19 protein-coding genes, 2 pseudogenes and 1 CRISPR repeat array are annotated in these 25,763 nt (G+C 65.7%); of the genes and pseudogenes, 12 read left to right on the forward strand and 9 right to left on the reverse strand.

What is annotated here, in order from left to right:
* Position 1 precedes the first annotated feature (1 nt).
* Genes casB through cas3 form a run of 3 tightly spaced genes read right to left on the reverse strand, consistent with a single transcriptional unit; the run spans position 2 to position 5,038 of the window.
* The gene (gene casB / locus OH799_RS12175) at positions 2 to 658 is read right to left on the reverse strand and encodes a type I-E CRISPR-associated protein Cse2/CasB (RefSeq protein WP_406279463.1); all 657 of its coding nucleotides are present in this window, start codon (positions 656 to 658) and stop codon (positions 2 to 4) included.
* Positions 630 to 2,288, reverse strand: a complete 1,659-nt coding sequence (gene casA, locus OH799_RS12180) for a type I-E CRISPR-associated protein Cse1/CasA (RefSeq protein ID WP_406279466.1) — start codon at positions 2,286 to 2,288, stop codon at positions 630 to 632. Before casA ends, casB begins: the two co-directional genes overlap by 29 nt.
* Entirely contained in the window at positions 2,285 to 5,038 is a 2,754-nt protein-coding gene (cas3, locus tag OH799_RS12185) for a CRISPR-associated helicase Cas3' (RefSeq protein ID WP_406279469.1), read from the reverse strand. The genes casA and cas3 overlap by 4 nt, the downstream gene beginning before the upstream one ends.
* A 551-nt stretch (positions 5,039 to 5,589) precedes the next feature.
* Between cas3 and OH799_RS12190 the strand changes: the two genes are divergently transcribed.
* Positions 5,590 to 6,582, forward strand: coding sequence for an IS481 family transposase (locus OH799_RS12190; protein WP_406279472.1), 993 nt, complete (start codon positions 5,590 to 5,592; stop codon positions 6,580 to 6,582).
* A 333-nt stretch (positions 6,583 to 6,915) separates the two neighbouring features.
* Here the strand turns inward: OH799_RS12190 and OH799_RS12195 are convergent, their stop codons facing one another.
* Complete coding sequence (locus tag OH799_RS12195; protein WP_406279475.1) at positions 6,916 to 7,095, reverse strand: hypothetical protein; 180 nt, start codon at positions 7,093 to 7,095, stop codon at positions 6,916 to 6,918.
* A gap of 719 nt (positions 7,096 to 7,814) precedes the next feature.
* Positions 7,815 to 9,488: a CRISPR direct-repeat array (repeat unit 29 nt; unit sequence GGGCTCATCCCCGCAGGCGCGGGGAGCAC).
* A gap of 337 nt (positions 9,489 to 9,825) precedes the next feature.
* Here OH799_RS12195 and OH799_RS12200 point away from each other — a divergent pair.
* Positions 9,826 to 10,323: pseudogene (locus OH799_RS12200) on the forward strand (IS21 family transposase); the annotation flags it as partial.
* A gap of 138 nt (positions 10,324 to 10,461) precedes the next feature.
* On the opposite strand, the pseudogene OH799_RS12205 reads toward OH799_RS12200, so the two are convergent.
* A pseudogene (locus OH799_RS12205) lies at positions 10,462 to 10,707 on the reverse strand (DUF3322 domain-containing protein); the annotation flags it as partial.
* 331 nt (positions 10,708 to 11,038) lie between these two features.
* On the opposite strand from OH799_RS12205, the gene OH799_RS12210 reads away from it, so the two are divergent.
* Both OH799_RS12210 and OH799_RS12215 read left to right on the forward strand, forming a co-directional pair.
* Complete coding sequence (locus tag OH799_RS12210; protein WP_406282015.1) at positions 11,039 to 11,476, forward strand: class I tRNA ligase family protein; 438 nt, start codon at positions 11,039 to 11,041, stop codon at positions 11,474 to 11,476.
* A gap of 305 nt (positions 11,477 to 11,781) precedes the next feature.
* A complete protein-coding gene (locus tag OH799_RS12215) occupies positions 11,782 to 12,297 on the forward strand; it encodes a GNAT family N-acetyltransferase (protein ID WP_406279478.1) in 516 nt (171 codons plus the stop codon).
* 634 nt (positions 12,298 to 12,931) lie between these two features.
* Here the strand turns inward: OH799_RS12215 and OH799_RS12220 are convergent.
* Positions 12,932 to 13,390 (reverse strand): tyrosine-type recombinase/integrase, encoded by a 459-nt coding sequence (locus OH799_RS12220; protein ID WP_406279481.1) that lies wholly within the window; start codon positions 13,388 to 13,390, stop codon positions 12,932 to 12,934.
* Positions 13,391 to 13,505: 115 nt separating this feature from the next.
* Between OH799_RS12220 and OH799_RS12225 the strand changes: the two genes are divergently transcribed.
* From OH799_RS12225 to OH799_RS12250, 6 genes are all read left to right on the forward strand, one after another.
* Complete coding sequence (locus OH799_RS12225; RefSeq protein ID WP_406279484.1) at positions 13,506 to 14,009, forward strand: hypothetical protein; 504 nt, start codon at positions 13,506 to 13,508, stop codon at positions 14,007 to 14,009.
* Between the two features lie 74 nt (positions 14,010 to 14,083).
* The gene (locus tag OH799_RS12230) at positions 14,084 to 15,082 is read left to right on the forward strand and encodes a tyrosine-type recombinase/integrase (protein ID WP_406282018.1); all 999 of its coding nucleotides are present in this window, start codon (positions 14,084 to 14,086) and stop codon (positions 15,080 to 15,082) included.
* 72 nt (positions 15,083 to 15,154) lie between these two features.
* The gene (locus tag OH799_RS12235; RefSeq protein WP_406279487.1) at positions 15,155 to 16,159 is read left to right on the forward strand and encodes an NAD-dependent epimerase/dehydratase family protein; all 1,005 of its coding nucleotides are present in this window, start codon (positions 15,155 to 15,157) and stop codon (positions 16,157 to 16,159) included.
* A gap of 31 nt (positions 16,160 to 16,190) precedes the next feature.
* Positions 16,191 to 17,207 carry an Rv2578c family radical SAM protein gene (locus tag OH799_RS12240; protein WP_406279490.1) on the forward strand — a complete coding sequence of 339 codons (1,017 nt, stop codon included), beginning with the start codon at positions 16,191 to 16,193 and terminating at the stop codon, positions 17,205 to 17,207.
* A 110-nt stretch (positions 17,208 to 17,317) separates the two neighbouring features.
* Positions 17,318 to 19,318, forward strand: a complete 2,001-nt coding sequence (locus OH799_RS12245) for a 2-oxoacid:acceptor oxidoreductase subunit alpha (protein WP_406279493.1) — start codon at positions 17,318 to 17,320, stop codon at positions 19,316 to 19,318.
* Positions 19,315 to 20,394, forward strand: coding sequence for a 2-oxoacid:ferredoxin oxidoreductase subunit beta (locus OH799_RS12250; protein WP_406279496.1), 1,080 nt, complete (start codon positions 19,315 to 19,317; stop codon positions 20,392 to 20,394). The genes OH799_RS12245 and OH799_RS12250 overlap by 4 nt, the downstream gene beginning before the upstream one ends.
* Before the next feature lie 70 nt (positions 20,395 to 20,464).
* On the opposite strand, the gene OH799_RS12255 is transcribed toward OH799_RS12250, so the two are convergent.
* The 3 genes from OH799_RS12255 to hisS form a co-directional block, all read right to left on the reverse strand.
* Entirely contained in the window at positions 20,465 to 21,475 is a 1,011-nt protein-coding gene (locus tag OH799_RS12255) for a malate dehydrogenase (protein WP_406279499.1), read from the reverse strand.
* Positions 21,476 to 21,646: 171 nt separating this feature from the next.
* Complete coding sequence (locus OH799_RS12260) at positions 21,647 to 22,294, reverse strand: hypothetical protein (RefSeq protein WP_406279502.1); 648 nt, start codon at positions 22,292 to 22,294, stop codon at positions 21,647 to 21,649.
* Between the two features lie 147 nt (positions 22,295 to 22,441).
* Entirely contained in the window at positions 22,442 to 23,713 is a 1,272-nt protein-coding gene (gene hisS / locus OH799_RS12265) for a histidine--tRNA ligase (RefSeq protein ID WP_406279505.1), read from the reverse strand.
* Between the two features lie 139 nt (positions 23,714 to 23,852).
* Here hisS and OH799_RS12270 point away from each other — a divergent pair, with 139 nt between their 5' ends.
* Both OH799_RS12270 and OH799_RS12275 read left to right on the forward strand, forming a co-directional pair.
* Positions 23,853 to 24,725: a peptidylprolyl isomerase gene (locus tag OH799_RS12270; RefSeq protein ID WP_406279508.1), complete on the forward strand. Its 873-nt coding sequence runs from the start codon at positions 23,853 to 23,855 to the stop codon at positions 24,723 to 24,725.
* 407 nt (positions 24,726 to 25,132) lie between these two features.
* Positions 25,133 to 25,684, forward strand: coding sequence for a hypothetical protein (locus OH799_RS12275; protein ID WP_406279511.1), 552 nt, complete (start codon positions 25,133 to 25,135; stop codon positions 25,682 to 25,684).
* Positions 25,685 to 25,763 lie beyond the last annotated feature (79 nt).

A 25,763-nucleotide genomic window follows, 5' to 3' on the forward strand; every position in this document is an offset into this window, starting at 1 on the left:
GTCACAGCGGGTCTCCTGGTGCAGGTGCGGCGTTATCAGTGTTCGAGGTGGTGGCGGGTCTGCGGTGGTAGTCGCGGCCCCATGCCAGCAACACCCGGTCGGCGTAGGTGCCGTCGTCGAGTCGGCAGAGGTCCACAGCGAGGCGGGCGTAGTCGAGAGGAATGTCGTAGCCGCGTAGTTGCGAGATCAGACCTCGCAGGTGGATCAGCCGGGCGTCGTGATCGGAGGCAGTACCGAGGGCATGGAATCTGGCGCGTACGGCGTCCTGGGCGCCGGCCCGCGCGCCGAGGGCGGCGGTCGCCGTCCCGATCGTCGTGCCGCGGCGGTGCATGCGGTCGCTGCGGGATTGTTGATGCAGGGCGTGCAGGGTGATCGCGTCGTAGGCCGCGCGCTCCCATACCGTGGACGCACCGTCGCGCTCGTCACGGGTCATGATCTCGCGCGCGGTGATGTGCTCGGGCATCTCGGCAAGGGTCAGTCCCCACAGCGCGGGATCTGTTCCGGGATTTCCGCCGACGCCGCGGCGCAGCTTTGCCATTGCCGCTAACGCTTCACTGTCACGGCGCCGGTAACGGTCCTGCAATTCCGCGACCTTGTCGGCTACATAGTCGGCGAGCGCGGTTTCTCGTTCACCATGCGACGTCGGCGCGTTCGCCATCGGTTGTTTCCCCTTCCTGGGTGAGAATTCGCTGAGTGAAGACCGACGGCAGCAGGTTCCGCAGCCGCTGGAAGAAGCGTTCGTCGGCGAGGCTGGTGTCCATCCATCGCTCCCGCACTGGGCGACCTACCCAGGCTTGCTGGCTGGCCGAGGTGATCAACTCGTCACCGAGGCGACGGATGATCGTGTACACCGTCTGCTCCCACTGGCTGGCCGACGGGTCGTAGTCGATAGTTTGTGGGTCGAGGCCACGCAACCAATTCCGGTAGGGCGCTTCGAGTGCGAAGAAACCCTCCTCGCGCGCTCGCCCGCGTGCACCATCGGGTTCGCCACCAGATGCCAGGGTGAGGTTGGCTGCCAGCGCACCCAACTCGTCCACGGCGGCCTCGGCGACCTGGACAGCGTTGACCGCACACACCCACAAGCGGGGATCCGAAGCCAGCAACGCCGCGGAGAAGCTGATGGCGTCATCGACGATGTCGCCGACGATCGACTGATTGTTGATGTAGTGCATCCCGACCGCGTGCAATCGGATCGGATGACCATCCAGGAAGACCCCCCGGTCGAGGAGCGTGCCTACCCATTCGACAACACCAGGAGCGATGCCGCGCCCGCCGAGCGGCGCGGAGCTGGCAACGTCGCCGAGAAGAGAACGCAATCCACGCCACAACGACTTCTCCGGGCTATGCACTGCCGGATAATGCCGCGGTTCTCCCGACTTCTTCGACTGAACCTCGCTGTAACGCCAACCGGTCATCGGCTCGAGCAGATGCTTGTTGAACGGTTCGAGTGCATCCCCGTTGCACAGCACGACGCCGGTCACCTCACTGCTCGAGGTGATCAGGCGTACGCGTCTGCTCTGCCAGGTGAACAAGTCGACCGGTCCGCTGGGGCCGTTGACGTCGCGGACGCCCGGCCCGTCGGGATCTCGTTCCCACGGTGGCAGGTCTGCGCTACTGAAGCGAACGTCGTTGGGGTCGGCGAGAACCAGGTTGAGCAGCAGCGTTTCACGCAGATTCGCACCTTCCAGATACACCCCGCCGAGCCCACCGGCCCAAGCAACCCCGATCGGATACCCCTTGCCACCTTTCACTCGTGCGTCGCCGTCGGCGCCGGTCTTGATTCCGGACGGATCGAAGGCATGCGCATGCACCAACCACCGGGCTGCCTCGGCGAAGCTGATCCGCTCGATCCCACGCCCGGCGCGGGTGGTGAAGTACTTGGCGCCGTTGGGGACATCGGCGATGAGCTTGTCCAGCGAGCTCACCGCGTCCTTTTCCGAACGCAGACCGGGAACCTGGAAGAACGGTGTCGCGGGATGGAACAGTTGGAAGCGGGCGCGATGCTCGACCAGGTAGTGATCAATGTCCTCGCCCGGCCACTGGTCCCACAGCTGTGACCAGATCTCGACCGCGGTCCCTCGCCGGTGCCGGATGCTGCGGTGCAGGATCGCCAGCAGCAGCCGCGCGATCGCGAACTCCTGGGTCGGCACCTCACCACCCAGCGCCGCAAATCTGTCCGCATGGGCGAACACGTCGCGCAAAGACATCTCCTGCGCGACCCCGGAATGGTCGGTGACCGTGATCCAGGGCTCGTCGAGCAGGTCGAAAGTGGGTGCGGTTGTGGTCATTGCACGTCCTGGGTCGATGCCACCAGCAATCCCAATCGGGAGTCGTATTCCAGGTCGTGCCCGGCCAGGCTCGCACGACGGTCCTCGTTCAGCTCTAGCACCAATTCCCCAGCCAGCCAGTGCGATTGCTGCCAGCCGGGATACCAGGTGTCTTCGAGCGCGCGAATTACCCTCTCCTTGCGGCCATACCGCGTCAGAAACGCGGGCAAGCGGATCGTGCAGGCCGCCACCTGCTTCGCCAGCTTCTGCGGTGGCTCGGTCTCGGTCGGCACGACCATTCCTCCCGTCTCGGGCACGTCGGCAAGAACACGTACTTCGTTACCGCAGCGTTGGACGACGATCGCTTCGATGGTGTCCTCCGCATCCCGGACCTGCGCTTGCCCACCGGCACCGTCGGCATCCTCAGGAATCCCCGCCATCAGCCACCCTTGCAGGGTCGAGTTCTCGGTGTCTGGGGCCGGCAGCAGATACGACTGCGCCCGCCGCTGTTGATCGTCGACGTGGGCTTGCCACTCGTCATCGGCAACCGCCAACGCAGCCGCCCATGAGCCGGGCACCGTGATTTCATCACTGTAGGCCTCGGCGACCAGCCCCGGCACGTCCTCGGGCACAGTCACAGTCGATTCCTTGCGTGCTCCGAGTACCGCAGCCGACCGCAGCAGACGGGCACGGCCGTAAACTGCTTGCGATCCGGGCACCGGCTGCGGCGGCACAGCATCCCAATCGACTCCCCGGATCAAGCACCGCGGTGCGTCGACCTGCGCCGGACGCTGCTGTCTCCGGTGTCGGTGCAGGCGCCCTATCCGCTGGAGCAACAGATCCATCGGCGCCAAATCGGTCACCAATAGATCGACGTCTATGTCCAGTGACTGCTCGATCACCTGGGTGCCCACCACAACAAATCGCCCAGGCCGCAGACTCTTCGCCGGCGGGCCCAGCGCCGACCGCAGGCGTGACTCCAGCGCCATCCGATGCGTGGCAACGAAACGCGAGTGCACGAGCAGCAACTCATCGTCGGTGAACCCGGCCCGTGTCAGAGCCTCGAAGGTCTCTTGCGCGCGGGCGACGGTATTGCACACCACTCCCACCACTCCCCCGCCCGGAACCACTGCCCCTGCAATCGTGCGGGCCAGCCCATCGGGATCGTCACAGACCTTTCCGATCTCGATCCCGTCGATCACACGACCCGACGCCGCCACCGATACAGCGCCCTGCGGACTCGGCCACAGTGTGATGCACGGATACCCGCCACCGGCCACGCAGGCCTTGTCATCGCTGTCACCGCGGCCGCGGCGGTACGCCTCGATCAGCAACTCACGCTGTGCCGGCGGCAATGTCGCGGACAACAACACGACAGGAACACCGTATGCGGCAAGCCATTCCAGGCTGCGGCACAAGTAAGTGGACATGTAGTTGTCCGCGGCGTGCACCTCATCGATCACCACGACCTTGTTCGCCAACGCCAGATGCCGCAACATCACATGTCGCGTCTTCAACGCCAACCGCAGCACCTGGTCGATAGTTCCGACGACGACATTCGCCAACGGCCCTTTCTTCCCGACATACCACGCATGCGCGGCGACGCCGCTGTCGGCGCAATCGGTGCCGATCGAGCAGAAACCCCTCCGCCGCAACGCGGCAAACTCGGGATTCAACGCCGCCCGACCATGCGCGAGGAACATCGACGACGGCGTATCCGGCAGATTCTCCACCCACTGGCGCACCCGAGCGAACATCGCATCCGACGTAGCCATCGTCGGCAACGCCACGAACACACCACCGAACCCGAACCGCTGCGCCAAGACCTCCGCCGCAGCCAACGCCGCCTCGGTCTTCCCCTCCCCCATCGGCGCTTCCACCACCATCAACCCCGGCACGTGAATCGCCGCGGCAACCCGCACACACTCCAACTGCAGCGGACGCACCATCATCGACTTCGGCCACCCGAAACGAGCACGCACGAAATCCGCGCGAGCCGATTCGCCCGAAACCGCCACCACTGTCGGCTGCCAGGGCCTTGGCAGCCCCAACAAGTTCCACGCCGCAGGCGCCGCGACGCTCGATACCCGGTTCTCATCGAGAGGAAATAGATCCTGATTACTCGCGATCCAATCCGTCACGATCACCGCAGCCGTCAACAAGCTCTGCTGCACGAGCGACAGTGACACAGCCTGCCAAGCGCCCAACCGAGCCACCGCACCGGTCCGCTCCGTCACGAACGTCAACAGTTCCTTGCGCGAGTTCTCCCACTGCCCCGACCCGAACAAGGCGGTCTGGGAGCCAGCATTGCGGAACTCGCGCGCGGTGGGCGGCACCCCGTGATGACTTCCGACCACCACCGCATGCGTGGCGGCGACCCCGCGATCCCAGCCAAGCCCGACGAGAAACTCGATCACCGCCAACTGACCGGCAAGATTGTGGGGCAATGCCTTTCGATTACCTACAGCGCTCGGCATTCGTAAGCCTTTCGCGTGCATGGCATCCGCCAACGCCGTCACTTGGCACGCAAACGCCGGCGTCAGCTTCCCGACATCATGAACAGCGGCCAGCCAACACAGAAACAACCGCCCATCGCCCTCGCCTCCGGGAAGCCCTCGAGAGATCACTTCCCGTGTATGACGCGGCAACCAGCGATCCCACACCAACTTCGCAACCTCGGCAGAATCGGCCAGGTGGCGAACGAGGGACAGACTTCCGCCATCACGATCGCTTTTTGCCCACGCAGACAACGTTGCCGTACTCAGCACCACGACCCCCGCAAAAGATCAACTCCTCGACGCGCCGAACGATACAACCCACCACCGACAACCTTTGGTCATCAGAGCCCCGACGGCGAGCTGCACGCACCCGCACCGAAGGTAGCAACCTCTACCCACCTTCGCTGCGCTTCAAACCTTTTCGTCGTCCTCGCAGTGGTCGCTCGGCACTCGGCAGTAGGTCACCCACCGCGACATAGCACGTCCTCGTCCGTGAGATGCAGAGGCGCGTGATCCGCAATAACGATCCTTATCCAACTGGAGCGACCTCGCCCGCATTTAGGCCCGTTCCACCCAGAGTCCCGACCTCTGCTTCCATACCTGCCGGTTGGCTTCTAATTAGCCTGCAGCTCAGCGTCTTTCGTGACTGTCAAATTGGCGACACACGCTTTGGCAGGTTACAGTCGAACAGCCCAATCCGATAGCTATCACCCACTAGGTGTACTGACCACAGACGTTGGTGACGGCGTGTCGGGCTGACATGGCGAAGACCTCCGGGTGAAGTGCGAGCTGTCTAGGAACGCATTCACCCATCGGAGGTCTTCGTGTCCCACCGTAATGCCCCGTTATCAGAATTGGGACGACTGCGGCTTGCTCGTTGTGTCGTTGAGGACGGTTGGCCACTGAGGCGAGCCGCCGAACGGTTCCAGGTCTCAGCGACCACGGCAAAACGGTGGGCCGACCGCTATCGGAGCGACGGCGCTGCCGGTATGGCCGATCGGTCCAGCCGCCCGCACCACAGTCCGCGACGAACCTCGGTGCGCACCGAGCGGCGCATCATCAAACTTCGCCTCCTGCGCCGGTGGGGACCGGCCCGGATCGCCTACCTGCTCGGCCTGTACCCGGCCACGGTGCATCGGGTCCTGGCCCGCTATCGGCTGGCACGGCTGCGGTGGCTCGACCGCGCCACCGGCCGGGTGATCCGCCGCTACGAACACCCTGAACCCGGCGACCTGGTCCATGTCGACATCAAGAAACTGGGCAACATCCCCGACGGCGGCGGACACCGCGCCGTAGGTCGTCGCGCCGGCAGCCGCAACCGCACCCGTACGCCTGGAAAACTGTTGCGCCGCAATGGAAGCAGCCATGTCGGCAACAGCTATTTGCACAACGCTGTCGATGACCACTCCCGCCTGGCCTACTCAGAGATCCTGAGCGACGAGCGCAAGGAAACCGCTGTCGCGTTCTGGCGACGCGCACGCAGCTACTTCCACGCCCACGGAATCACTGTCCGGCGGGTACTCACCGACAACGGCTCCTGCTACAAATCTCAACTCTGGCGCGACACCCTCATCGAGACCGGCATCACCCACAAACGCACCCGCCCCTACCGGCCGCAAACCAACGGCAAGGTCGAACGCTTCAACCGCACCCTGCTTGAGGAATGGGCCTACGCCCGCCCCTACCGCACCGAAACCGAACGCCGCAACACCTTCCCCGACTGGCTGCACACCTACAATCACCACCGCGGCCACACCGCACTCGGCGGACACCCACCAGCCAGCCGCGTTCCCAACCTCTCAGGTCAGTACAACTAGGGAGCCTGAGTGCGGCCCAGCATCTACGTCGATGAGAGCAAGGGCCGCCCTTTCCTCTTGGTCGCAGTCATCGTCGCGCCCCAGCAGCGGTCTCTGGTTACACGCGCTCTGCGAGCCCTACTGATGCGAGGGCAGCGCCGTGTGCACATGAGCAAGGAGCAGTCGCAACGTCGGCGACAGATCGTCAGTACCCTTCTCCGCCTTGGTGTGACATGCGAGATTTTCGAGTCCAACTCCAGATCAGACCTCGACGCCCGAGCCCAGTGTCTCTGTCAGCTCGCCAAACGCGCAGTCGTGCTGAGGGCAAGGGCAATCCACATCGAACGGGATGACTCAGTCGTAGCGTTCGACCGCGAACAGCTCAAGTCCGCACTCTCGGGAACCGACATCGAATACCGACACCTCCGGGGACGAGAAGACCCCCTGCTCTGGATCGCCGATGCCGTCGCCTGGTGCCGGCAGCGTGGCGGCAACTGGCGCCGTCAGATCCAGCCGATCGTGTCCCGAGTCCACACCATCGACTCACACGACTCGATCGCTGAGCCGGACGACGATCGAGTTGCGTGATGCCAATCCCCATCTCGTAGGGTCGTTTACGAGAACACCTCCCCGCGCCTGCGGGGATGAGCCCAGCCCGATCCGGTAGCTGAAGAAACGGCTCACCCCTCTCCCCGCGCTTGCGGGGCCAGGGATAGCAGGGGATACGCCTGTTAACAATCCCCTGCTATCCCCGCCAAGCTTGACCGGCTCAGGGGCGCACAGAGTTTCGTCTCACATTGACATCTCGAAACAACATGAAAGAAGGGCCCCAGCGTCACACCTTCTGCCGACAAGCCACCAGACACGCGAAACCCGGCTCACCAACCGTCCGGATGGCTGCCGGGTTCACTTCAGAGGCGCTAGCGCACCTTGCACCGACCAGTGTGCCGCAGATGCGAGCACCAGTCCAACGCAGACCGCAGTATCCGCCTGGGAGCACACAGTAACCAGCAGCGACCCTTCGGTGGGTCCTGGCATATCCCTGCGCAGGAAGAATACGGCCACGGGTACAACCCTGACTCACCCTCAAGCGCAAGAAAAACCTGGCAAGCCCGGAGCAGGAACTCATGGTGAGTTCATCCGGCAGGCGCGGAAACCACCACCAGTACGGCAACGTGATCGACTGCCCCGCCAGGACCATCCCGCAGGCGCGGGGAGCACAAATCCTCGGACCCGCTTTCGCCATAGCCGGAGGGCTCATCCCCGCAGGCGCGGGGAGCACACCGACTGTCGAGGCATACGCCCGGAGGGCCGGGGCTCATCCCCGCAGGCGCGGGGAGCACAGATCAGCTTGCACCGACGATAGACCACGTGCGGGCTCATCCCCGCAGGCGCGGGGAGCACGGGGACGTCGTTGTCTCCCACTCGCACACGTCGGGCTCATCCCCGCAGGCGCGGGGAGCACACCATTGTTAGCGAACAGTGATTGCGACCACTGGGCTCATCCCCGCAGGCGCGGGGAGCACGCCAACCGTCCCGGGCGTCAGCAGGAGGGGCGGGGCTCATCCCCGCAGGCGCGGGGAGCACGCCATGGGTGTGATGGATATGTCCCGCTGCGCGGGCTCATCCCCGCAGGCGCGGGGAGCACGTCGTACCGTAGCCCCACGGCACCACGTACCTGGGCTCATCCCCGCAGGCGCGGGGAGCACGCTCTCCGTACGAGTTGTCCCCGACTCCGACCGGGCTCATCCCCGCAGGCGCGGGGAGCACAGAGGGTCGGCACTCCGGACTTCAGAGCTAGCGGGCTCATCCCCGCAGGCGCGGGGAGCACTGGAGTCGTCGTTTCTGGAAGAGTTCGGCGATGGGCTCATCCCCGCAGGCGCGGGGAGCACCATATCGCCGCGCATCATCTTCGGCTCAAGACGGGCTCATCCCCGCAGGCGCGGGGAGCACATGGTGGAAGAGGTGTGTCCTCGCGCGAGCAAGGGCTCATCCCCGCAGGCGCGGGGAGCACTGCGGACGTTGCCCGCCGAACGTGGCCGGGCGGGGCTCATCCCCGCAGGCGCGGGGAGCACAGGACCGTCGCCCGGTCGATAGCACGCTTCTTGGGCTCATCCCCGCAGGCGCGGGGAGCACGTCGAGGTCGGCGACGCGGCGGGATCGGGCCAGGGCTCATCCCCGCAGGCGCGGGGAGCACCGATTTCCTCTGCGGCCAGTCGCGGACGGGGGGCTCATCCCCGCAGGCGCGGGGAGCACGGCGACGCGGTGGTCACGGCAGGACTGAGCCAGGGCTCATCCCCGCAGGCGCGGGGAGCACTTTCCGGCGGCGTGAAGTGGCGTCCGATCGAAGGGCTCATCCCCGCAGGCGCGGGGAGCACCTCGTATTCAGGCCGCATCGCGTCCCATGACAGGGCTCATCCCCGCAGGCGCGGGGAGCACTCCGGATGCTTGAGCCACCACGGGCACCACGCGGGCTCATCCCCGCAGGCGCGGGGAGCACCACCACGGCTGCGAGGGCTCCACCGACTGGGTGGGCTCATCCCCGCAGGCGCGGGGAGCACAGCCTCCATGAGGCCGTCGAGATCACCGTTGAGGGCTCATCCCCGCAGGCGCGGGGAGCACGCGGCCTGACCGTGGCAGCGATCCTGCAATTCTGGCTCATCCCCGCAGGCGCGGGGAGCACTACTGCTTCGGAAGATCCGCCCAGCGCACGATGGGCTCATCCCCGCAGGCGCGGGGAGCACATACCATATCTGTTTATGTTCAACGTAATTACGGGCTCATCCCCGCAGGCGCGGGGAGCACCCGACCACGTTCGAGCTGGGTCCGTGCGACCCGGGCTCATCCCCGCAGGCGCGGGGAGCACCGGCATTGTTTTCGCTGGTCAGGCGAATTGGAGGGCTCATCCCCGCAGGCGCGGGGAGCACACTTGTTGACCAGCGTGTTTTCGGCTGGGTGAGCTGGTTTTCATTCACTTTTGTGAAGTGGTCGACGGCTTCTCTTGGGGCGGCAACTATCCGGTATCTACTGGCCTCACATCGGTGGTGTACTCCGCTGACCTTCTTTTCCGCGGTTCGGTAGCGGCCTATAGGACACATTTGTTTGAGCTTACTGTCTTCGCTCTTCGAAACGTCTGACAGCGGCCAGTGAATACTCCCCATAGGCGGCCATTTAGAGCCCCGGTGGTGGCCAGCGAGTTCCCCGCTGGTGGCCAGATATCTCCCCGGTGATTTGTCCGGGTTGCCGTGGGTGAAGGCTCGCGGCGTGAAGAGCAGTAGGGAAATCATGGAGATCCTCGAGGCGTATGACCTCACGGGTTCCTATCGGGCAGCGGCTGCGCTGGCCGGGTGTGACCACCACACGGTGGCGAGGTATGTGGCGTTGCGGGAGGCCGGGCAGAGTCCGGTTGCGCGTGAGCATCGGGCTCGCCCGATTGATGAGTATCTGCCGAAAGTCGAAGAGCTGGTTGTTCGTTCGAACGGCAAGATCCGTGCTGATGTGGTGCATCGGCGGATAACCGCGATGGGGTTCAAGGGTGGGGAGCGCACTACCCGGCGGATGGTGGCGCAGGTCAAGCAGCGGTTGCGGGAAGGTCAGCGCAGGGTGTTTCGGCCCTGGATCGCTGAGCCGGGTTTGTGGTTGCAGTGGGATTGGGGTCAGGGCCCGGTGGTAGGTGGCCGTCAGACCCAGTTGTGGTGCGCGTGGCTGGCATGGTCGCGGTTTCGGGTAGTGATCCCGGTGATGGACAAGACGTTGCCGACGGGACACCGGAGCGCCGTCGTCTGCGTTCTGCTCGTCGGATGGTTCGTAATCGACGTTCTCGCGGGGTTGTTCGTCACCGAGGAACGCCAGCAGCAGTGTGGCGTGGCGGGCGAGCCATTTGGTGTTGATTCCTTCGATCGGCAGCTGGCGGAGCAGCATGCCGGAGGTGGGGTTATCGGCAATCCAGCGTGCGGTCGAGGACAGACGTTCATAGTCCTGGTCGGGTAGGTCAGTGAGACGGCGGATGATGCGGTCGAATCGTGCTCCGGGAAAGGTGCGTGCGAGTTCGGTCAGCCGCGTGCCGCAGCGGCGCCATATCGCCTGCCTGTCAGGAACGGCGGTGGCGGCTGCTCCGGGTGAGGTAAACGTGAGCGTCTTGGGCATGCGGTGGATGCCGGTGGGGAAGCGGGTATTGGCATAGTCGAGGATCCCGGGTCCGCGGACTGAGGTCAGTTGCAGTCGGACGCCCGATCCGACTCCTCAGCAAGGTATGGGAAGGGGCATATTGATGTCGGTTGTCACTGACCAACCAGGTGTTCCCTGGGAGGAGTCGCGTAGATGCGCTGAAGCTGCCGGACAAGCCGTTTGGATCCTTTCGCGGCTGAATGCTGTTGCCGCCGACGCCGATAGCTGCTTCGACGATTATCAGTCCGCGAAACTCTCTGGCCTGGTCTACCACTTCGCGTGGGACGAAACCTTCGACTGATACCTCGAACTGTCCAAAGCCGTCTATACAGAAGGCGGATCCGCCGCAGACGCATCCCGCCGAGTGCTCGGGCCCGTCCTCGACACCATGCTACGGCTGCTGCACCCGCTCGTACCGTTCGTCACCGAGAAGCTGTGGACCACCCTCACCGACGGCGAATCGGTCGTCATCGCCTCCTGGCCGCAAGACTCCGGCTTCCGCAACCCGGCCGCCGAGCCCGAAGTTGCCCAATTGCGGTACTTCGCCACCGAAGTACGACGGTTCCGGTCCGAGCAGCGCGTGCGAACAGCGCCCGTCCCAGCCGAACTCGCGCTCACCGAAACCCTGACCGAACACGAGTTGGCCATCCGGCGGCTGCTGCGACTTGAGCCCACCACCATCGACTTTCGTCCGACCGCTGGAAAGGTGCCCTCAACGCCTTCAAGATCGCCTTCGACGGCCGACTGACCACCAACAACTAACCAGCACAATCAACCTCAGTTGCACTGAAAGGGCTGACAGTCCCCACGGCCGCGCTGAAAGAACTCGACAGCGCCTACAAGACGCTGAACAACCACAGCTTCCTCGCGAGAGCACCCGACAACATCATCGAGGAATCCGCACTCGCCCCCGGAACCGAGCTGGCCGCCAACCGAATCCGAGACAACTCGCATCGTTGCCTGGATGACTGCCACCCTGCGTGGCGATCCTGCAACGTCGCCGCGCAGCGAAAAGCTGTTGCCATGAACCAGTGAGGCGGAGACCATTCCACGATGACCGAATTGGATGGGCTCACGGTGCGGGCACTGGGGACGCGGGACGAGCGTCCGTTCTTGGCGCTTCGCTCGGCGCTCATCGCTGACGGGTTGACGCTCGCCAAGGACTATCGGGCAGGGATGCTGTGGGATGACTACCTGATAGTGCAGCACAATGCTTCGGCTGGCGTCGGCCTTCCGCCGGAAATGGTGCCCTACACATTCCTGATGGCTGAGGTCAACGGAGTGTTCGTCGGCAGCTCCGATATCAGGCACACCCTCAGCGATGAACTGATGCGCTGGGGTGGACACGTGGGCTACGTGGTCGCGCCACAGCACCGCCGTCGCGGTTACGCCACCGAAATCCTTCGCCAGACGTTGGTGAAGGCAAAGGATCTCGGCATCGGGAGCGCCCGGTTGACGTGTCGGCAGGAAAACATCGGATCACGGCGAGTGATCGAGACATGGGGCGGACAGCTTGCCGCCGTCACCGCCGACGGTATCTGCCAGTACTGGATCGACCTCGACAACTGATCAGGGCTGGATACGTTTGAGCGGCAGCCAGAACTAGAGGGCGTCCGTGTAGCTCAGTCGATGAGTCGACCGAGCCGCGCGCCCTGCCCTGGTTGCGGAACATGTGCGGTTTCCAGGCGCCCGAGTCACGGAACGCCGACCGCCGCCCGGCCGCTCCAGGGCCAAGTTCTGGTATGGCTCGGGCGCATGCTGACACGACAAGGACCATTCATATTTGCTAGAAAATTGCCACTGCGTCGGAATGCCCGCGTGTCGTATACGCGACACGCCGTAGCTTGTCGAATACGTGAGTGTGCGTTGCCGGTCGCAACCTTGCTGACAAGCGGGCGAGGGGTTCTTTCGAAGCTGATCGGCTGCGGGCCGAGCCGCTTGCGCGGGTACCGGAGCGTTCCGACCATGAGTAGGCCGGTTTTGATCCATCTCACCAAAATCTCACACTTTCGATGGGAATATCCGAATCCGATGGGACTTCTCGAGCATTCGACTTTCCGCAAATATGGTGCTGATCAGGTACTTTGGGAAGCACAGGGATAGGTTGAGCGAATTTGAACCTGTGTCAAGTGGTCGCAGGTTCAAATCCTGTCCGCCCGACACAGAAAAACACCCTCCGCCCAGCGCCGGAGGGGATTTGCTGTTATTCGACCACCCGCAGTCTTGGGACCAATTTGGGGCCATCGTCGGTTTCGGCGGCATGGTCCGGTCTTATGCGGGCCAGCAGCTCGGGTATCTGGGGCCCGCTATTCGGCGTCGCGAGGAACCGCGACAGCAGCTGCCCGTCGCTCTGCAACGCCTTGATATCGGGGTGGATGTAGCGCTGGGTGATCCGCGGATCGGTGTGTCCGGCGATCCGCTGAAGTCGATGCAGCGGCACCCCGGCATCGGCGAACCAGGCGAGCCCGGTGTGCCGCAGATCGTGCCGCCGGAGATGCTCGAATCCCAGCTTGGCGACGACCTCATCCCAGTGCGTTGTCTTCCGCAGAACACCGGTCGAGATCCGACCGCCACGAGGCCCGACGAACAGACGCGCGCTCATCAACGCCTCGCGCCGGTCCGCGTCGCTCGCGTCCCGCAGTGCGACCTCTACCTCGGGCACTGACCCCCGAAGAACTTGCGGGCAGGACCACTAAGCTCCGACTCCGGTTACGGCTCGGTGTGGCGAAATTGCCGAAGATCGGGTTTCATGGATACGGGAGGATCAGCAGGCTGGGATGAGAAGCGAGATCCTTATGCCTGCCCGGCCACCGATCAACAACAGCATTCAGCCCGACACACTTGTCGGTTTCAGCGGCTTGTTCACCTCGAACCGCAAACCGTCACAGTTCCACAGCGTTCCCCTACGGTTTCCCTTAACCGAACTGGTCAGCCCGATCGGTGAGATCTACTTGGCAACAACCACGGTCGATATCAGGGGACGCCTCGGCGAACGCTCCACAATCAAAACCCTGCGTTGGGAACCGGGCCAGCCGATCGCCCTGTCCGCCGAGCCAGGGCTCGTTATCGTCGCGGCCGAGCCGACCGGCCGATGGACCATCGGCGCCGCCGGCTACCTCAGTCTGCCGGCCCGGCTACGCCGCGAGTCCCACATCGGGCTCACCGATCGCGTCCTACTCCTCGCAGCGCCATACGGTGACCTGCTGGTGGTCTACTCCACCGCGTATGTCGCCGACGCAATGGCGAGCAAACATCTCCACCTTCGGGCACCGAAGTCATGAAGTCGGACGACGTCGCCACCGCATTGCATCTACTGTCCCGGCTCGGGCTCACCATCGAGGACCTGTCCATCTCGATGCCTCCGTCCACGGAGGTTCCGACGTTTACCTCGTACCTCACACAATTGCGCGAGTCGCTCCCACCCGTCACCGTCAAGAACTACGAATCGTACTGGCGAGTAATCGAGAGAGCCTGGGGTCCGAGAAAACTAGATGGTGTTACATCCACCGAAATCGACCGGCTTGTCAACCAGCATCGGGCCAACGCCGTCGTGCGATCCAACTCTCGCGATGGCCGCGGAGCCGCTGCCAGCTTGATCTCGGCGTTGAGGTGTATCTACCGCTACGCCGAGCGCGACGTTCTCATACACCCAGCCGACAACCCTGCCAGCAAAATCTCACGCCCACCACAGCTCCCCAGTTCGCGCCATGCCTTGTCGCGGACTCAGGTCATGGAACTCGCCGAGGTTGCGTCCACGACAGGCAATGACCCCGAACTCGACGCTCTCATCTTCCGTCTACACCTGGAAACTGCGTGTCGACGCGGCGGCTCCCTCGCCCTCGATGTGGGAAACCTAAACAGCACCGACTGCCTGGTCCAGCTTCACGAGAAGGGCGGCACAGTCCGCTGGCAACCTATATCCCCGTCACTGACAAATCATCTGCTGCAGCACATCGGGAGCCGCGGCGGAATCGATACGACGACCAAGCTTCTGCGGTACCGCAATGGCAGACCGATGGGCCGCCGTCGCTTCGACTATCTCAGTGAGCGCCTGCGAGACCACCTGCCATGGGCCGACACCCTCCAATTCAGCATCCACTGGCTTCGCCACACCACCCTCACCTGGGTCGAGCGCGAATACAGTTACGCCGTAGCCCGCGCTTACGCGGGCCATGGCCAACGAGCCAGTACTTCCACCGGGGCAACCTTCACCTATGTCCGAGCCGGACTGCCCGAGGTTGCCCATGCTCTGTCGACCCTGACTGGCGAGCCTCATCCACTGGCGGACGCCGCCCGGCATCCGCTCGCGGCACAACCGACGGACTCCGCGCGACCACCGGACGGTAGGATATGACCTTATGAGCACGCAAACATCGCGTGTTCGCTGCGATTTGCGTGTTAGAACAAGTTCTATATTCTCGGAGCCATGAAGGTCGCAGTGACCGGCGCAGCCGGCTACCTTGGCACGAATCTGCTTCCCCTGCTCGCCGAACAGGGCCATGAGGTCACTGCCATCGATCGGACGGTCCCCGACACGGTCGCCGCGCCGGATGTGACCTGGGTGCGCGGCGACGTACTCGATCCGGAGTCGATGCGCGCCGCACTGGCCGGCGCCGAGGTCGTCTACCACCTTGTCGCAGTGATCACCCTCGCCGAGAAGAACGAGCTGGCCTGGCAGGTGAACACCGAGGGCGTGCGCGTGGTTGCCGAGGCGGCGCTTGCCGTCGGCGCGCGCCGGATGGTGCACGCCAGCTCCATCCACGCATTCAACCAGTACAGCTGCGGCGGCCGGATCGACGAGAGCGCGCCGCGGTCGAACGAGACGGCGCTGCCGGTCTACGACCGCTCGAAGTGGGCGGGCGAGGTGGAACTGCGCAAAGTGATCGACCAGGGCTTGGACGCGGTACTGTGCAACCCCACCGGCGTCTTCGGCCCGCTCGACTACAGCAGGCCGCTGTCCCGGATCAACCGCACGCTCGCGGACGCGGCGCGGGGCCGAGTGCCGGCCATGATCGGCGGCGGCTTCGATCTGGTCGACGTGCGCGACGTGGCCAATGGCCTGCTACTGGCCGGCGAACACGGCCGCACCGGTGAGAACTACCTGCTCGGTGGATCGATGATCTCAATGCTCGACCTGTGCCGCCTGGCCGCGGGCCACGGCGGCAAGAAGGGTCCGAAGTTCGCCATCTCCCCCAAGCTCGTGTCCGGCATCATCCCGGCGCTCGCGCCGATCGGCAAGCTGTTCAACTCCGACATCGTCTCCAAGGCCGCGCTCGGCGCATTGATTTCCGCGCCGATCGTGGACCACGGCAAGGCCGAACGCGAACTCGGCTACCAGCCGCGCCCTATCGACGTAACCGTCCGCGATCTGGTCGCCTTCTTTGCCGACCTGGCCCGGCTGACGCCGCCCGGCGCCCGGCAGATTGCTTGACAGTCCCTAGAACACATGTTCGACTGAAAGGGTGCGGTGGCAAAGCCAAACTCTGGACGCCGATGATGGCGCCCTGCCCGGGCTGTCCCGGGCAGGTTTCGTGCGCACCGTCCGGACGCCTGAGTTCGACGGCGTCACATTCCACGAGGTGCTGTGCAAAAGCGCGCTGAACAAGGTGCCCGAGGGCGCGAATCTACCGTTCCATTGGACCGTCAATCCGATGCGCGGCTGTTCCCACGCGTGCCGATACTGTTTCGCGCGCGGCACACACGAGTATCTGGACCTGGACGCGGGCCGGGACTTCGATTCACAGATCGTGGTGAAGACGAATATCGCCGCGGTGCTGCGCAAGGAACTCGGCAAGCGGTCCTGGCGCCGCGAGCCGGTGGCGCTCGGCACCAATACCGACCCGTATCAGCGCGCGGAGGGCCGGTATCGATTGATGCCGGGCATCATTCGCGCGCTGACCGATTCCGGCACCCCGTTCTCCATCCTCACCAAGGGCACACTGCTACGCCGGGATCTGCCTTTGCTCACACCCGCCGCCCGCGAGGTGCGGGTCGGCCTCGCGGTATCCATCGCGATCCTCGACCAGGACCTGCACCACAGCCTGGAACCCGGGACGCCGTCGCCCCGGGCACGGCTGGATCTCGTGCGCGCACTCACCGACGCGGGGTTCACGGTAAACGTCATGGTCGCACCGGTGATTCCCTGTCTCACCGACAGCCGGGCGCACCTGGACGCGATCTTCGGCGCCATCGCCGAGGCCGGGGCCGACTCGGCCGTCGCGTTTCCGATGCACCTGCGCGGTAGCACCAGGGGCTGGTTCCTGACCTGGCTGGCCGAACACCATCCAGCCCTGCTGGGCCGCTACCGCCGACTCTACGGCCGCGGCGCATACGTGACGCCGGAATACTCGGCATGGCTGCGCGGGCGGGTCGATCCGCTGCTGGCCGAGCACGGTTTGACGCCGCGGAGCACAACCGAACCAGAGACACCCTCCGAAATTCCACACACCGCAGACCCGCAGCTGGCATTGTTCGCCTGACGCCTCCACCGCCGATTCCGGACGGACCGCGCGCTGCGGGGGCGCGTACCGCGCTCGACGGAGTAGTTTGGCGATGGCACCTCTCATCGACGAGGAAGTGAAGCAGGCACATGGTTTCGCACCAAAGTGAGGTCGGCACAGCGAAATTGGAAAAGGTCGTGATTCGGTTCGCCGGGGACTCCGGCGACGGGATGCAGCTGACCGGCGATCGCTTCACCCACGAGGCCGCCGCGTTCGGCAACGACCTGGCCACCCAGCCGAACTTTCCCGCCGAGATCAGAGCGCCGCAGGGCACGTTGCCCGGTGTCTCGTCGTTCCAGATCCAGATCGCCGATTACGACATCCTGACCGCCGGTGATCAACCCGACGTGCTGGTCGCGATGAACCCCGCCGCGCTCAAGGCCAATCTGGAGGATCTCCCGCGCGGCGCCACGGTCATCGTCAACACCGACGAGTTCACCAAGCGCACCCTCGCGAAGGTCGGCTACGGCGCCGATCCGCTGACGGACGAGACACTGTCGGATTTCGTGGTGCATCGCGTCCCGATGACCTCGCTGACCCTGGGCGCCACCGAATCGACCGGCGTCGGAAAGAAGGACGCCCAGCGCGCGAAGAACATGTTCGCGCTCGGCCTGTTGTCCTGGATGTATGGGCGCCCGATCGGCGGCACCGAACGGTTCATGCGGGAGAAGTTCGCAGCGAAGCCGGAGATCGCCGAGGCAAACGTGCTGGCGTTCCGCGCGGGGTGGAATTACGGCGAGACCACCGAGAGTTTCGCCACCACCTACGAGATCGCGCCTGCCAAGCTGCCGCCGGGCACCTATCGCCAGATAACCGGCAACACCGCGCTCGCTTACGGCCTGATCGCCGCAGGGCAGCTCGCGGGGCTGCCGGTCTTTCTCGGCACGTACCCGATCACGCCTGCCTCGGACATCCTGCACGAGCTGAGCAAGCACAAGAACTTCGGCGTCACGACATTCCAGGCCGAGGATGAGATCGCCGGAATCGGCGCCGCGCTGGGTGCGGCGCTCGGCGGTGCGCTCGGCGTCACCAGCACCTCAGGGCCCGGTCTCGCGCTCAAGAGCGAAACCATCGGTCTCGCGGTGATGACCGAGCTACCGCTGGTGGTGATCGACGTGCAGCGCGGCGGGCCGTCCACCGGCCTGCCGACCAAGACCGAGCAGGCCGACCTGTTGCAGGCGCTCTACGGCCGCAACGGCGAGTCGCCGGTGGCGGTACTCGCGCCGCGCTCCCCCGCCGACTGTTTCGCCACTGCGGTGGAGGCGGCACGGATCGCGCTCACCTCTCGTACTCCGGTGCTGCTGTTGTCCGACGGCGCCATCGCAAACGGTTCGGAACCGTGGTCGATTCCGCGCGTCGACGAGCTGGCCCCGATCGATCCCGCGTTCGAGCCGGAGGGCGATGACGCCGACCCGTTCCAGCCGTACGCCCGTGACCCCGACACGCTGGCGCGCCCACTCGCCGTACCGGGCACCAAGGGGCGCGCGCACCGCATCGGTGGACTGGAGAAGGCGGACGGCAGCGGCAACATCTCCTACGACCCCACCAACCACGAGCTCATGGTTCGGTTGCGGCAGGCCAAAATCGACGCGATCGCCGTCCCCGATCTCGAGGTGGACGACCCGGAGGGCACGGCCGAGCTGCTGCTGATCGGCTGGGGTAGCTCTTACGGCCCGATCGGCGAGGCGTGCCGTCGAGCCCGTCGCCGTGGCGCGCCGGTCGCCCAGGCGCACCTGCGTAATTTGAATCCGTTGCCCGCCAACCTCGGTGACGTGCTGCGCCGATACCGCACCGTGGTCGCGCCGGAGATGAACGGCGGCCAGCTCGCCATGCTGCTGCGCGCGAAGTACCTGGTTGACGTGCAGCCATGGACGAAGATCGCTGGCACAGCGTTCTCCGCACAGGAACTGGTCGGGGTCATCGACGCAGCGCTGGACGGATCGATCGCCGACATGGAACGGGACAAGGCCTTCGCCGCGCGAGCGAAGGCCACCTATCGAGCACTGCCGGACGAAGTCCGTCCACAGCCCTGCGCCGGGCCGAGCGCAGGCGAGGCAGTCGCCTACCGCACGGTTGGGGGTAACGAATGACGATCGTGGAAACCTCGCTCGTAGGCACCGATCTGGGGCTGACCGGGGTGTCCGGCGTGCCGTCGGCGGACGGACCGCAGAAGGCGAAGGACTTCACCTCCGATCAGGAGGTCCGATGGTGCCCTGGCTGCGGCGACTATGTGATCCTGGCGACCGTGCGGGGTTTTCTCGCTGAACTCGGATTGCGCAGGGAGAACCTGATGTTCGTCTCCGGGATCGGCTGCTCCAGCCGCTTCCCGTACTACCTGGAGGCCTATGGCATCCACTCCATCCACGGTCGCGCACCCGCGATCGCCACCGGCCTCGCGGTCAGCCGCCCCGACCTGTCGGTCTGGGTGGTGACCGGCGACGGTGACGCGCTGTCCATCGGGGGGAACCATCTCATCCACGCGTTGCGACGTAACGTGAACATGACGATCCTGCTGTTCAACAACCGGATCTACGGTCTCACCAAGGGCCAGTACTCACCGACCTCGGAGCAGGGCAAGATCACCAAGTCCACCCCGATGGGCTCGGTGGACCACCCGTTCAACACTTTGTCGATCGCACTCGGCGCCGAGGCAACCTTCGCTGCCCGCGCCCTGGATTCCGACCGCGCGGGACTCACCGAGGTGCTGCGCGCGGCTGCCGAGCACCGCGGCACGTCGTTCGTGGAAATCCTGCAGGACTGCCCGATCTTCAACGACGGCTCCTTCGACGTGCTTCGACGAGAGAACGCCGCGGACCATCTCGTCCCGCTGCGGCACGGCGAACCCATCCGCTTCGGCGCCGAGAGCGAATTCGCTGTCGTGCGCAACGGCTTCCGCCTCGAGGTAGCCCGCACCGACGGCATCGTGGAGTCCGACATCGTGGTGCACGACGCCTACGCCGACAGCCCCGAGTACGCCTACGCGCTGTCACGGCTATCGGACCAGGATCTCGGCCATGTGGTCACCGGCATCTTCCGCAGCGTCTCGCGGCCGACCTACGACGACGCGGTACGCGCCCAGACCGAGGTGGCCCGCGAGCGCAAGCCGGTCGGTCCGGACTCACTCCAGTCGCTGCTCAGTGGATCCGAAACCTGGACGGTCGCGTAGGCCCGTGGGTCGACTCGCAGGATTCGCGCGGTGTGCCGAACGCCGCGCGAATTCGTGGCAACGGCAAGCGTCAGACGCGCTTGGCAAACCCTAGGTCGATAACGGCGTCGCGTTCCTGCTCGAGTTCGGCTACCGAGGCGCCGATGCGGGGCCCGGCGAAATCGTCGATGGGCAGACCGGGAACGATCGTGTAATCGCCGTTCCCACACGTCACCGGGAACGAGCTGATCAGCCCCTCCGGCACCCCGTAAGAGCCGTCCGAGGGCACGGCCATGGACACCCAATCACCGTCCCGAGTGCCACGCACCCAGTCGTGGATGTGGTCGATCGCCGCGCTCGCCGCGCTGGCCGCCGAGGACGCGCCGCGAGCCTGGATGATCGCGGTGCCGCGTTGCTGCACAGTGGGGATGAAGTCGTCGGTCAGCCACGCGCGATCACCGACGAGATCGAGGGCCCGACGACCCGCGATGGTGGCGTGCGCGATGTCCGGGTACTGCGTCGCGGAGTGGTTGCCCCAGATCGCCACCCGGGCGATGCCGGCGGCAGGTGCACCGGTCTTTCCGGCCAGCTGGGCGATGGCCCGGTTGTGGTCGAGGCGGGTCATCGCGGTGAAACGCTCGGCGGGCACATCGGGGGCGTTGCTCATGGCGATGAACGCGTTGGTGTTGGCCGGGTTTCCCACCACGAGCACCTTCACGTCGTCTGCCGCGCTGGCGTTGATCGCCGCGCCCTGCTCGGTGAAGATCGTGCCATTGGCGGCGAGCAGATCCGAGCGCTCCATCCCCGCCGTACGCGGACGGGCGCCGACCAGCAGCGCGATGTCGGCGCCCGCGAAGCCGATCCACGGATCGTCGCTGATGTCGATGGACTCCAGCAGCGGAAACGCACCGTCGTCCAGCTCCATCGCGACGCCCTCGAGCGAGGCCACCGCGGCGGGAATCTCGAGCAGCCGGAGCCGCACCGGCGTGTCCGGGCCGAGCATCGCACCGGAGGCGATCCGGAACAGCAGGCCGTAGGCGATTTGGCCCGCGGCTCCGGTCACGGCGACGGTCACGGGCGCGGTGCCGGCGGCGGTGGTCACGACGAACTCCTTGCGGTAGGGGGCTCTCGCTGCCCACCCTATCGACTCTCACCGCCCGCGAAACCCGGTGGTGAGCTACGCGACAGTAATCCGTCCACGCGGCCGCACACCCGCCTGCACAGCGCCACCGGCGCGGCGCCGAGGTCCAAGCCGATCTCCCGCCGCGCCGGATCAGCCGAGCGCGGCAACCTCGGTGTCGGTCAGCACGATCGGCGACACCACATCCTTCGACCGTGCCAACCGCACGGCGCGATACAGCGGCCGCTCCTCCAGTCCCGCATCGCGCGCCTCCGCCCGCAACTGGTGCAACAACATCGCGGAAACCGCGACCGCCGCGGCCAATTGACTGGCCGCGAGCGCGTCGGCCAGTCTGCGGAGACCGAGCAGGTGCAATTCGCGGCCGCTACCCGCGTCGGTGTACATGGCCAGCGGGATCAGCTGCGAGACCTCCCCCGCGGTGACCCGAAGGGCGATGCGGCTCAACCGGGCCGGGAAGACCAGTACCTCGACACCGGTCGCCGCCGACATCTCCACCCGCCGCTCACCGAACAGCCTGCGGGCGTGAATAACTGTGCCCGCCAACCACATTCGACGACGCCGCAGCGCGACGGCATAGAGGACGGTCGGCGCGCCGACGACGAGACCGATGGCGACGGCGAACGGCCAGGTCACCACCGTGGCCGCCAACAGCGCGGCGCCGATCCCGATGCCCGACGCGGCAAGTGCGAGGCGGCGCAGCATCGGCGCGTACAGCTCGGGCGCGACCAGGTCGAGTCCCACCGGCGCAACGGCTTGCTGGTCACCAGAATTCGTCGACACTGCTCCGCCCTCTCCCGACTCCGGCACGTGCCGGGTTACGCTACCGTGCCGGCCGCCTGGGTGAGCGGGCGTTCGGTGCCAGGTGGCCCCACGCGACGCCCGGACCCCGCGTTCGGTGCTGCCCCCTAGTCCGAGCGAGGCCGTTGGCTAGCCGACCAGCGACGCTCGGAGCACACCGACCACCTCGCCCAACGGAACCTGCCGCTGCTCGCCGGTCGCCATGTCCTTGAGTCCGATGGTGCTGTCCGCGAGGTCGCGGTCGCCCAGCACCAGGGTGAACTTCGCCCCTGACCGGTCGGCCGCCTTCATCGCGCCCTTCACGCCACGACCGCCGTAGGCGAGGTCGACCCGGACGCCCGCCGACCGCAGCTGCGCGGCGAGGACGACCATCCGATGCTGCGCGGCATCGCCCAGCGGCACACCGAACACCTCGCAACGCGCCGGGTTTCCCGCCGACTTACCCTCGGCCTCCAGCGCGAGCATGGTGCGGTCCACGCCGAGCCCGAAACCGATGCCGGACAGCGGTTGTCCACCGAGCTCCGCCATCAGGCCGTCGTAGCGGCCGCCGCCACCGATGCCCGACTGGGCGCCGAGACCGTCGTGCACGAACTCGAAGGTGGTCTTCGTGTAGTAGTCGAGTCCGCGCACCATGCGCGGGTTCACCACATACGGCACGCCGAGCGCGTCCAGGTGGCCGAGCACCTGCTCGAAGTGCGCCTTGGCCGACTCCGAGAGGTGATCGATCATCAGCGGGGCGTCCGCGGTCATCGCGCGCACCTCGCGCCGCTTGTCGTCGAGGACGCGCAGCGGGTTGAGCTGGGCGCGGCGCTTGGTTTCCTCGTCCAGCGGCAACCCGAACAGGAACTCCTGCAGTAACTCCCGGTACTGCGGGCGGCAGGTCTCGTCGCCGAGCGAGGTGATCTCGAGCCGGAAGCCGTCGAGCCCGAGCCCGCGGAACCCCGCGTCGGCGATGGCGATCACCTCGGCGTCCAAGGCCGGGTCGTCGACGCCGATCGCCTCGATGCCCACCTGCTGCAGCTGCCGGTAGCGGCCCGCCTGCGGCCGCTCGTAACGAAAGAACGGACCCGAGTAGCACAGCTTCACCGGGAGCTGGCCGCGGTCGAGTCCGTGCTCGATGACGGCGCGCATCACGCCCGCTGTCCCCTCGGGCCGCAACGTCACGCTGCGATCGCCGCGGTCGGGGAAGGTGTACATCTCCTTGGTGACCACGTCGGTCGACTCGCCGACGCCGCGGGCGAACAGCCCGGTGTCTTCGAAGACCGGCAGCTCGATATGTCCGTACCCGGCCAGTCGGGCGGCGTGGATGAGGCCATCTCGCACCGCGACGAACTCGGCCGAGCCGGGAGGCACGTAGTCCGGTACCCCCTTCGGGGCGGAGAAGCTGCTGGTCTTGGTCACGATGCTCCAGTTTCCACCACTACAGCCCGCGAAGTCCAACCGGTTCACCGAACCGCCTCTCAGGAAGGTTACGGAGCAGTCTCAGGAAAAACTGGCACACTCTTATCCCGATGTCACCAGATACGGGAGGAACGTGGTAGTGCCGAGCAACGAACAGCGACGAGCAACGGCGAAACGCAAGCTGGAGCGTCAGCTCGCCAACCGGGCTCAGCGGGCGCGCAGGCGCAAGCAACTCACGATCGCCGGCTCGGTGCTCGGTGTCGTCGTGGTGGTCGCAGCCGTGACCGGGGTGTACTTCCTGACCCGCGGCGAGAACGACAGCTCCGATGCCGCCGACGCCTCGCCGACCAGCTCACCCGCGGCTGCGGCGCCACCCGCCGCGAAGGCCAAGCCGGCGACGGTCGACTGCGTCTACCGCGATGGCGCCAAGCCCGCGGACAAGGCCGCGACCAAGCCGAAGGCCGGCGGCATCCCGACCACCGGTGTCGACGCCAAGGTCAGCGTGAGCATGGAGACCAGTCAGGGTCCGATCGGGCTGACGTTGAACAACGCCGACTCACCGTGCACCGTGAACAGCTTCGCCAGCCTGGCTTCGCAGAACTTCTTCGACGGCACCGGCTGTCACCGAATGACCGCGGACGAGGGCCTGAAGGTGTTGCAGTGCGGTGACCCGACCGGCTCCGGATCCGGCGGGCCCGGTTATGAGTTCGACAACGAATACCCGACCGATCAGTACGCGCCGAACGACCCGGCGCTCGGCAATGCGATCGCCTACAAACGTGGCGTGCTCGCCATGGCCAACGCGGGCCCCGGCACCAACGGCAGCCAGTTCTTCATCGTTTACGGGGACTCACAGCTGCCGCCGCAGTACACGATCTTCGGGACCGTGGACGAGAACAGCCTCGGTATTCTCGACAAGATCGCGCAGCTCGGCCAGGACAACTCGAACGGCCCCGGCGACGGCAAGCCGAAGGAGCCGGTCACGATCCAATCGGTACGCATCGACCGCTGATCGTCCGATGCTCGGGCCCGCCGCCGATCACCGGGCGGGCCCGAGCTCATCGCCGATCCGCCGCGCCGCCGAAATAGGCGACCCTATTATTCGGTAAGGTTTTCCTAGAAATCCGGAGATCCTCCGCCGAGTTCGCACCTGCGCCGGAATTGTGCAATATATGCTGCTATGCGGCACGCTCGTACGATTGTGTCGACCTTTGTCAGGTAATCTCGAACCAAGGAGTTCCCGCAGCGTAGCCATCCCGCGAATAGGGCGATCCCCCATAGGGAGTGCCGCGCCACGAGTCCTCCGGGTGTCCGCGTTTGCAGGCGGGGCCCGCTACACGGACTACAGTTCGCGTGGCGGCGTCCGGGACGAAGCACCACAATCATCCATAGTGATCACTGCAGCATCGGGGAGCAGCCATGTCCGAAGAACTGGACGACATCGGCCGGGAGACAGCGGCCATGATGAGGACTATGTTGCAGATGGCGACGCTCGTCGCACTGCGGACCCGCGAGCGTGGTCAGAAAGAAGCCGAAGCGCGCGCCAAGCTCACGGACGCCCGCATCAAAGAGGCGAAAGAGATGCAGCTCCGCGAGGCCCGCGACGCGAAGGCCAAGGATCCGCGCAACACCGAACTGGCTCGGCTGATCGAGAAGCCGATCTCGGAAAAGGGTGTATCCCTGGAGAAGGACCGCTTCTCCGCGCAAGCCGAGGCCACGCGCATGGCCGCCAACGCCGCCGCGAACGCCAAGCCCGCGATGCGATACGACTCCGCGGAACGCCGGATGGCGATCGCTGCCCATCTCGCCAAAATGGGTGTCGCGCCGGAACTGGCCGCGGTGCGGATGTTGATCGAGGTAGGCCAGGCGCAGCCGCCGGGCGAGGCCGTGCGCACCCGCCCGGACGAGGCGCCGTCGGTGACGAGGGCCAGGGAACAGGAAGCTCGCGGCCTGGAACGCGCGAGACAGTAGACAGACGACCGAACGCCCGCTGGTTTCCCAGCGGGCGTTCGTCTTTCCGGGACTCCACGTGAAGCGCTGTCCGGCAACG

Origin of the sequence: Nocardia sp. NBC_00881 (assembly GCF_045207455.1) — a bacterium.
GTDB lineage: Bacteria > Actinomycetota > Actinomycetes > Mycobacteriales > Mycobacteriaceae > Nocardia.